The sequence below is a fragment of the Vibrio sp. V10_P2A27P122 genome, assembly GCF_963874335.1.
Taxonomy (GTDB): Bacteria; Pseudomonadota; Gammaproteobacteria; order Enterobacterales; family Vibrionaceae; genus Vibrio; species Vibrio anguillarum.
On sequence record NZ_CAWNHY010000210.1, the window covers coordinates 20,617 to 28,435 of the forward strand.

General features: G+C 43.9%; 7 protein-coding genes. 4 read left to right on the forward strand and 3 right to left on the reverse strand.

The genetic code is table 11. From position 1 onward, the window contains the following. Nucleotides 1-4: 4 nt before the first annotated feature. The 3 genes from AACQ17_RS08920 to AACQ17_RS08930 form a co-directional block, all read right to left on the reverse strand. Complete coding sequence (locus AACQ17_RS08920) at nt 5-979, reverse strand: HlyD family secretion protein (RefSeq protein ID WP_017042989.1); 975 nt, start codon at nt 977-979, stop codon at nt 5-7. Continuing rightward, on the reverse strand, nt 976-2,412 hold the full coding sequence (locus AACQ17_RS08925; RefSeq protein WP_094167666.1) for a TolC family protein: 1,437 nt from the start codon (nt 2,410-2,412) through the stop codon (nt 976-978). The genes AACQ17_RS08920 and AACQ17_RS08925 overlap by 4 nt, the downstream gene beginning before the upstream one ends. Nucleotides 2,413-2,556: 144 nt before the next feature. After that, nucleotides 2,557-2,811, reverse strand: a complete 255-nt coding sequence (locus AACQ17_RS08930; protein WP_013856662.1) for a hypothetical protein — start codon at nt 2,809-2,811, stop codon at nt 2,557-2,559. A gap of 360 nt (nt 2,812-3,171) precedes the next feature. On the opposite strand from AACQ17_RS08930, the gene AACQ17_RS08935 reads away from it, so the two are divergent. The 4 genes from AACQ17_RS08935 (at nt 3,172) to AACQ17_RS08950 (ending at nt 7,404) form a co-directional block, all read left to right on the forward strand. After that, nucleotides 3,172-4,791, forward strand: coding sequence for an ATP-binding protein (locus tag AACQ17_RS08935; RefSeq protein WP_017044817.1), 1,620 nt, complete (start codon nt 3,172-3,174; stop codon nt 4,789-4,791). Beyond that, a complete protein-coding gene (locus AACQ17_RS08940) occupies nt 4,788-5,468 on the forward strand; it encodes a response regulator (protein WP_094148035.1) in 681 nt (226 codons plus the stop codon). Before AACQ17_RS08935 ends, AACQ17_RS08940 begins: the two co-directional genes overlap by 4 nt. Before the next feature lie 157 nt (nt 5,469-5,625). After that, the gene (locus AACQ17_RS08945) at nt 5,626-6,405 is read left to right on the forward strand and encodes a substrate-binding periplasmic protein (RefSeq protein ID WP_013856665.1); all 780 of its coding nucleotides are present in this window, start codon (nt 5,626-5,628) and stop codon (nt 6,403-6,405) included. 24 nt (nt 6,406-6,429) lie between these two features. Continuing rightward, nucleotides 6,430-7,404, forward strand: a complete 975-nt coding sequence (locus AACQ17_RS08950) for a chemotaxis protein (protein WP_026027355.1) — start codon at nt 6,430-6,432, stop codon at nt 7,402-7,404. The last annotated feature ends 415 nt before the right edge of the window (nt 7,405-7,819 follow it).

The following is a 7,819-nucleotide window of genomic DNA, read 5'->3' on the forward strand; positions in this document are numbered from 1 at the left end:
AGGCTTATAGCTCAACCACTAAACTCATTCCCATACGCAAACCTTCGACAGGTGTGGTAGGGCGAGCTTCGATTTCAAAGGTGCGTAAATCAAACCCTTGTGAGGCGTCTGTTGATCGCCATGTGGCGAAATCACCCATCACTGCAATGTGGGAAACGATAAATTCTACTTTGGCTTCTAAAGCAGGTAAGTAAGCCGTAAATGTTGTGCCTTTCGTAAAATGCTTGAGTTGATCTTCGCGTACGTTGAGCACCGCCCATGAGTCTTGGGTATCCACGACAGTGACGACAGGGAAGCCCTGTGGAGCCAGTTCGCCGCTTTGCAGCAGTACTTGGGACACTTCACCGTCAAACCAACTCTCAATTTTAGTATCCGCGGCATAAGCTTCAACTTCCGCTACGGCACCAGCAGCCATACGTTCTTTTTCCGCGGCAGCGAGTTTAGTTTCAGAGCGTGCGCCTTCTTTGGTCATTTGATACATCTGAAAAGCGGCGCTTTCAGTATATTTAGCGGCCTGCCATTGGGTATTCGCTTCATCACGCTTTTGTTCAGCGACGACACCATCACGGTAAAGATTATTGACACGCAAATAGGTTTTTTCCATTAAATCCGCTGCGGCTTTGGCTTTAAGCCATTGATCTTTTGCCGCTTGGATCTGCTGATCGCGTGCGCCTGTTTCTGCTTCTTTAGCCAGTGCGCCCGCCGCTTTTTGACCCGCAATCGCTTGATCTAATTTGGCTTCAATTTCAGGGCTGTGCAGCGTGAAAATGAGCTGGCCACGTTCAACGCTATCGCCTTTGCGCACCAGTACCTGATCAATACGGCCGGGAACTTTTGAGGAAATACTGTATTGTTGAGATTCAATTTGACCTTGTAAGCGGACAGGTTTAGGTTGAGATGCTTGGTAAAAGCGATAGCCTACCCAAGAGATCGCCACCACAGCAGCAAGAGCAATCAGTGTTGGTTTTACGGCTTTCATAAGGCATCCTTTTGAGCAGGTGATTCGTGAGTCATTGATGAGTGCAACAAAATCGCTGATTGTGTGTAGATAGGGAAAGTATTCATTTCACTGGTCAATGCCAGTAACTTATTTAAAGAAAGTAAGTAGTTGAAGCTGGCTAATGACTGTTGCGTTTTTATACTCGCAAGGTAGAGCTCTGCATCCACTACATCTAAAGACGTTGCTAAACCCTGACTGAATGCCTTTTGGCGTAGGTTCAGGTTTTCATTAGCCAGTGTGAGACTTGAGTTTAGTCCCATCACTTCTTCCAATGCTTGTTCGGCTTCCAAATAGGTTTTTTCCACCAACACGCTCAAGTCTTGCTTAGCTTGCGCCTTTAAGTAACGTACTTGTGAGACCGCGCTGTGCGCTGCTTTGACTTGATCGCTGCGACCCGATGTTTCAATTAACGGAATGTTGACCCCAATACCCACTAACCAATCCGGTTTCATTTGGCTGGCCAGCGAATCGTCTTCATGTAGGCTGTAATCACCGTAAAGGTAGACTTCTGGATAGTATTTGCCTTTTTCAGCTTTGATCAAGCTGCTTGCTTGCTTTTCTTTTGCTTCAAGTAGTGCCAAGCCCGGATAGGTATTGAGCGTTTGCTCCACAAAAACAGAGAGCGGCGGTAAACGGTCATTGACAAACAGTGAACCACTTGGCTCGACTTTTTCTGTTTGACCTAGAATTTGGGTTAGTGCGCTTTGGGCAATATCTAAGGTTTTTTGTGCTTTTTTGCGTTCAACCGTTGCTTTATCTAATGAGGCTTCAGCTTGTAGCCGTTCCACATGGGCAATTTGTCCTTGTTGCTCTAACTTTAGTGCATTATCACGGTGCTTGGTTAACCCTTGCTCAACGGCTTGGCGAGTCACTAAAACCTCTTTTGCCAAAAGAACACTAAAGTAATATTTGCTCAAGTCTTCATAGCGCGCTTGTGTTTCCATTGCGAGCTGGCTTTGTGCTTCTTCTTTTTTACCTTCCGCAGCGGCTTGTGCGGCGCTGATCCGTCCGCCTGTAAAAATGGGCCAAATAGCGCGAATCGAAGAGCTGAAAATATCACGTTCGGTGATGGTTGATGTGATGGAGCCTGCACTGGCGAGTATCGGTCCTAAAACTGGCTCCAAAGATGATGGGATAGATTGCCCAGTGCTATCGAATATCTGCTTTCCTGACAAAGTAACATCTTGGTCTAAACGCGTGTAGTTTGCACCAATAGAAACAGCAGGCAAATTGAGACTGTCTGTGGAATTTTCAATATGCTGATAGCGTTCGACATTTGCCCGCCCAGCGGCAAGTGAATTATTGCTCTGTTGCAAAAGATCCCATGCTTGTTGAAAGGAAATCGGCGCGGCGAAAGAAGGGGCTGCACCAAGCAGAGTAAAGACGAATAGGCTGAGTGTTTTCGCTTTCATGCTAAGCTCGAGTAATAATAATTAGAGTTAATGCTCTAGTTTTTTGCTGCGGAAGTCAACAGTGTGATGGGTTGAAATGTCGAAACAACAGCAAGTGATATGCGCTAGCATGAAGCGCATATCATCAAAATTCAATATTTAAATTTAATACTTATGGTAAGAAGGGCAGAGATAATCGGCCCGCCAAACCAATTTTTTACTACCTCTAACGTTGGTACTGCCTTGCATCGTGGTCAGCACGTCCTTACCCGACATCTGCGGGAAAGCGAGCAGGACTCTCAGGTCATCATTTGACTCAGTCGCTATTTCTTCATAAGCCCGAACGTGAGTAAAGGTTGACTGTAAATGGTTAAACAGCATATCTCGGGAAAGGCAAATTCCAAAGGCATCGCGTTTCATTGTAAGTGTCCTTCTGACAATGTTATGAATGGAATCGATAGCAATTGGTATGATTATTATAGGGCTATCTTTTTGTGAGGTTTCCTCATCATCTTCTTCACTGCACAATTAGTATACAAATGCTTTTGCATTATAAGATAAAATTTTTCTAAAATAGGTGTGATATAGATCACGAAATAACCATGATAATTTTTTATAAAACCTTGTGCATATTCTGCTTGGCAAGTCTTCGAAATAGATTGCAATAAAACGAACCAAAATGGTGCGTGGAATGCGTAGTATTGTTCACAGTTATTCGTTTCTCTCTTCGCTCAAATGTTAAATAAGTGTTAGCTTGTATGCAGCGTTAAAGAGGGATTTATGGTGTGGAGTAGTATCAGTTTTCGTAAGCGTATGCTGATCATAATGACCCTTTCAGGGTTGATTGAATTACTGCTGTTAGTTGCCGCTGGTTTTGTGTACATCAAACATTCTCAAGAAGAAGAGATGGGCTTAAAGGCTTTGGGGGTTGCTTCATTTCTTGCACAAACTCCATCAGTGGTCGATATGCTTGAATCTGGTAGTGGGGTGGATCACCAACAGCGTTATCGAGAGTTAACAAAATTAATCGGTGCAACCTTCATTGTTATCGGCGATCAACATGGGATCCGCTTAGTCCATCCTGTTGATGAACGAATTGGTCTTCCCATGAAAGGGGGAGATAATGATCAAGCTTTGCTACATGGTGAGTCATACGTTTCTTTTGCTCAGGGTTCATTGGGCAAATCCGTGCGTGGAAAATCGGCGGTAAAAAATGCCCAAGGACAAATCGTTGGTGTGGTGTCAGTTGGTTACTTAATAGAACGACTACAAGATAAAATTGAACCTTTTCTCATCTACCTAATTGGGATGGCACTGCTGGTAGTGCTGGCTAATGCTGTACTTTCGAGCTACGCCTCACGTCGTTTTCAGAAAGCGATACTCGGTTTTGAACCAGAAGAGATTGGCCGATTGTATGTCGAACTCGATGTCACCATGAGTACCTTAAAGGAAGGCATTTTAAGTATTGATGAGGCGGGTATTCTTCGTTCCATTAATAAAAGTGCGTGTGAGATTTTGGCGATTAACCGAGAGAAAGCGCTTAATCAACCACTTTCTCTGTTTCTGCCTGAAAGTGATCTCATGAGTGTTATTGAAAGTGGCACGCCTGATCACGACATCGAGCTGTACCTCAATCAACAGCGTCTGATCGCCAATCGAAGTCCGATTATTGTTGACGGTAAAGTGGTTGGGGCGGTGTCCAGCTTCCGCCTCCGAGATGAAATCAACGAGTTAACCGAGCAACTCTCCCAAACCAAAGAGTATGCTGAAATGCTGCGCTCTCAAACTCACGAACATCGCAACAAACTCAACACCATCAGTGGGCTTGTACAGATGGGAGAGCTGGAAGCGGTTCAGCATTTAATCGGCCAAGAAACGGCTCATTACCAATCGCTCATTGAATTTCTACGCGAGACAGTTAGAGATCCACTCATTGCCGGAATGCTGCTGGGTAAAACTGAGCGGGCTCGTGAACTTGGTTTGGAGTTAGTCGTTGAAGAGGGATCGCGTCTAGAACCTTTGCCGCAGCGTATCAATGCCGAAGATATCGTCACTATCTTGGGTAACCTGATTGACAATGCATTTGATGCGACACTCACGATGATCCGCAATGAAAAACGGGTGACACAAGAACGACGCATCATTGAAGTGTCACTCAGCGATTATGGTGCCGAAATTATTCTTGAAGTGGATGATAAAGGGTGTGGTTTACCCGAACAAATGTCGCCACAGCAATTATGGCAAAAGGGAGTCTCTAGCAAAGCAAAACATAACCGAGGTGTGGGTTTACACCTGGTAAAACAGTTAGCTGATCGCTATCAAGGGCAGCTAGAAATGAAAAGTAATCAAGATGTTGGAACAAGAGTTACGGTTTATCTGCCTAAGGAAGAACAAGTATGAATACCCGTGTCATGATCATTGAAGATGATATCGCGATTGCGCAATTACATCATCGTTACCTGACACAAATTGAGGGATTTGAAGTCATTGGCATTGCAACGACTCACGCCGATGCCCAATTGCAGTTAGATATCCTCAAACCCGATTTAGTATTGCTGGATGTTTATCTACCGGATGGTACGGGGCTCGATCTCTTACAGAAAGTTCGAGGCAATAACCAAGGCTGTGATGTAATTTTGATTACTGCAGCGCGCGATGTTGAGACGCTACAACAGGCAATGCGTGGTGGCGTAGTTGATTACTTGCTCAAGCCAGTCATGTTTCCCCGTCTTGAATCGGCATTGAAGAAATACCAAACCCAACAATTAGAGCTGGGCTCCGTGGCTGATGTTGACCAAAACGTAGTTGATAAAATGTTGACAGCCAATACCAGTGAGCTTCCCACTCATCTGCGTCTTCCCAAAGGAATTGATGGGGTTACGCTAGACAAAATACGCCATCTTTTTAATGCACCATGCAGTTTGACCGCGGACGAAGCGGGAGAAAAAATTGGCGCAAGTCGAACCACGGCAAGGCGTTATCTGGAATATTTAATCAGCAGTGGTGAGCTAACCGCCGACTTAAATTACGGCACGGTTGGTCGCCCGGAGCGTTGCTATAAAAAAGTTGTGCGTTAGGCCGAGAGATTTAATGGGTTAACCGCATGAAATTTAATGCTATTTAATCACGTCGTTCGTATTGTTGATGATGAATGCTTGCGATGAACTAGACGGCGTTTCAAACCCCATCTAAAGTTTAAGGACAAAAGGCAGATAACATCATGTAGGAGAGAGGATGAACGTAATCAAATATCTGCGTACTATTCTACCTATGTGGCTAATCAGTGTGTTGGCATCATCACCTGCTTATCCCGCTAGTCTTGAAACACTAACGTATTATACAGAGGCCTATCCCCCTTTTAATTTTATGAATCAGGGCAAAATCACTGGAATTTCGGTTGATTTACTTCAAGAAGCCGCTAAATTCTCAGGACATGACGTATTATTGAGCCAAATCGTATTGCAACCGTGGGCTCGTTCTTATCGCTCTACCATTTTGAAAAAAGACGGAGTACTTTTCTCGACAACAAGGACGTCACACAGAGAGGAATTATTTCATTGGGTAGGCCCAATTGATGACATCAAAGTTTCGGTAATTGCACGTAAAGGCAGTAATATCAAACTTGGGGAACCTTTAGAAATTACCTCCTATAAGATAGGGGTGATAAAAGATGACGTCGGCGAACAAATGCTGTTGCAATATGGTGTTCCGAGAGACTCAATGCAAGAAGCAACGGATGTCACTATGTTGGCAGAGCAGTTAGTGAAAAAGCGTATTGATTTGATTGCATACGATGAACGGTCAGCCCATTGGTGGATAAAACAAGCAGGATATGCCCCCGATCAATTTGAAACACTTTATGTGTTAAAGCAGGGATTACTTTACTATGCTTTTAATAAAAATATAGACCAAACACTATTAGACGATTTACAAATGGGTATTGATAAAGTAAAGAACACGGTTAATGAAGACGGTGTTAATCGATATCAAGCCATATTAAACAAATACCAATAACCATTCTTAAGATTAGTGACCAGTATGAGCAACCCAAGTAGTACAATTTTGACAGAGAGTGGTACCAACGAACTTGAGATTATTGAGTTCCATTTAGAAAAGGTACTGCCAGATGGACGCACGAAAACCTGCTATTACGGCATTAACGTTGCGAAAGTTAGGGAAGTGATACAAGTTCCTGATACCACCGATTATCCCAATGCTCAGCCGCATATGATCGGTGTATTTTCGTCACGTGATGTACTGACTCCGTTAGTTGATCTTGCCGGTTGGCTTGGTGTGCCTACTAATCCAAGCCTTGATCGAAAGTTTGTTATCGTGACGGATTTTAACCGCATGACCAATGGCTTTTTGATTGACAGCATTAGTCGTATTCACCGTATTTCTTGGAACGATGTTGAATCGCCGAGTCAGTTTTTAGAAGCGGGTGAGCAAGATTGCGTCGTGGCGGTTGTTCGCAAAGACGGCAACCTGATCATGATTTTGGATTTTGAGAAAATCATCGCTGACATCAACCCTGAATTGAGTATGGAAAAATACGATGTCACGGTGGACAGATCGGTCGACCTCAACCAAAAAATGATCAGCAAACGTAATGCGAAAACCATCATGGTGGTGGATGATTCGGCGTTTATCCGCAGTTTAATACAAGACACATTAAGCTCTGCAGGCTACAACATTATTGCGTGTAAAGACGGTGGTGAAGCCTATGAGAAATTGATGGAAATTGAAAAAGTAGCCAAGTCCGAAAACGTACCCGTGACAGAGTTAGTGAATGCGATCGTAACGGATGTAGAAATGCCGCGCATGGATGGTATGCACTTGTTGAAGCGCTTGCGTGACAGCGAAACTTATAAAACAACGCCGATAGTGATGTTCTCCTCGATCATGAGTGATGATAACCGAGCCAAAGCATTAGCACTGGGTGCTGATGATACCTTGACCAAACCCGAAATTGGCAAAATGGTCACCCTGATGGATAAATATGTATTTGCTTAACCTTTATACTCTTCCCGCTTAGAGTTGTTTGGGTATAGCGGTCAGTCTGCGACCAATTAAGGAGAGTCTCATTTGAGGCTCTTTTTGTTTTATCACAATTTTGAACGCTAAGCTTAGCGGCGCGAATAGCGAGTGATGAGTAAGGAGAGATGGGAGGAAGATCAAACTCTATTAGATTGGTCAAAATGTAATATTCTTTCACACTTTATCATTCCTCATTCTACGCTTTGTCTTTCCGATCACGTTTTTATCTTGCTCTCTCTGCTTTCCTTTCATCTCATTTACCCTGAGCGTGAGTGAACTCTGTGTTTTTCTTCTCCTCCCTTGGCTCTACGCCCTGAGAGCAAAATGGCAAGGGGGAGGTAATTGGCGGTGTCAAAATTATAACGTTAGCTTAGGTAGATATAGACATATG